Annotated in this window: 1 protein-coding gene and 1 pseudogene; one reads left to right on the top strand and one right to left on the bottom strand. The window is 58.5% G+C overall.

Annotation, left to right across the window (positions count from 1 at the left end; genetic code table 11):
• Nucleotides 1–214 (bottom strand): annotated as a pseudogene (locus FHT82_RS30495) (hypothetical protein); the annotation flags it as partial.
• On the opposite strand from FHT82_RS30495, the gene FHT82_RS30175 reads away from it, so the two are divergent.
• The gene (locus tag FHT82_RS30175) at nt 110–1,066 is read left to right on the top strand and encodes an IS30 family transposase (protein WP_246698276.1); all 957 of its coding nucleotides are present in this window, start codon (nt 110–112) and stop codon (nt 1,064–1,066) included. The pseudogene FHT82_RS30495 and the gene FHT82_RS30175 sit on opposite strands and share 105 nt — an antisense overlap.
• Nucleotides 1,067–1,113: the final 47 nt, after the last annotated feature.

Genomic DNA, 1,113 nt, shown 5'->3' with positions numbered 1-1,113 from the left:
GGTACATTCTATTTCCAAGCGCGACATGCCAGAAAAACAATGGCTTCCCTTTGGAGATTTTGGAATGTCTCGATGCTATTTGCAATTGACCCTCGCCGACCGACGCCGTCTGCACCAGCTTGTCGAACGTAAGGTGCCGGTCAATGAGATGGCGCGCCAGCTCGGACGACACCGTTCGACGATCTATCGCGAGATCCGGCGCAATACGTTTCATGATCGCGAGCTTCCCGAATATAGCGGCTATTACTCGACGGTTGCCAACGACATCGCCAAGGACCGGCGGCAACGCCTGCGGAAGCTCAGACGGCATCCGCAATTGCGCGAACTGGTCATCGACAGATTGCAGGCCTCCTGGTCGCCCGAGCAGATCGCCGGCCGCCTGTGGGCGGACGGCCTCACTCTCGTTCGGATTTGCGCCGAAACGATCTATCGCTTCGTCTATGGCAAGGAAGATTACGGGTTGGGCCTCTATCGCTACTTGCCCGAAGCGCGCCGCAAACGCCGTCCTCGCGGCTCCAGGAAGCCCCGCGACAGCGTGTTTCCTGGAGCCTACAAGATATCGCAACGGCCTGATTTTATTGGGGATCGATCGCAATTCGGCCATTGGGAGGGCGACCTGCTGATCTTCCGACGTGATATGGGTCCTGCCAACCTCACCTCATTGGTCGAACGCAAAAGCCGTTACACCGTGATGATCAAGAACCAGAGCCGGCACTCGCGGCCGATCATGGACAAGATCATCGAAGCATTCTCTCCTTTGCCGGCATTCGCACGCCAGAGCTTCACCTTCGACCGCGGCACGGAGTTTGCCGGATTCAGGGCTTTGGAAGATGGCATCGGCGCACGCAGCTGGTTCTGCGATCCCAGCGCACCGTGGCAGAAAGGCGCGGTGGAAAACACCAACAAGCGCATCCGGCGCTTCATGCCAGGCGAGACGGACCTGACGGCCGTCTCGCAACATGACCTGATCCAGCTCGCCCGTCAGCTCAACGACCAGCCGAGAAAGTGCCTCGGTTATCGAACGCCGGCCGAGGTCTTCCTCACACATTTGCAAGACGGGGCATGATCCCCTACCCTCAAAAACGGCATGATGCGCTTGGGATAGATTCTCCA

The organism is Rhizobium sp. BK275 (assembly GCF_014193555.1).
In the GTDB taxonomy this organism is placed as follows: Bacteria; Pseudomonadota; Alphaproteobacteria; order Rhizobiales; family Rhizobiaceae; genus Rhizobium.
This window is presented reverse-complemented; position numbering and strand designations above follow the sequence as displayed.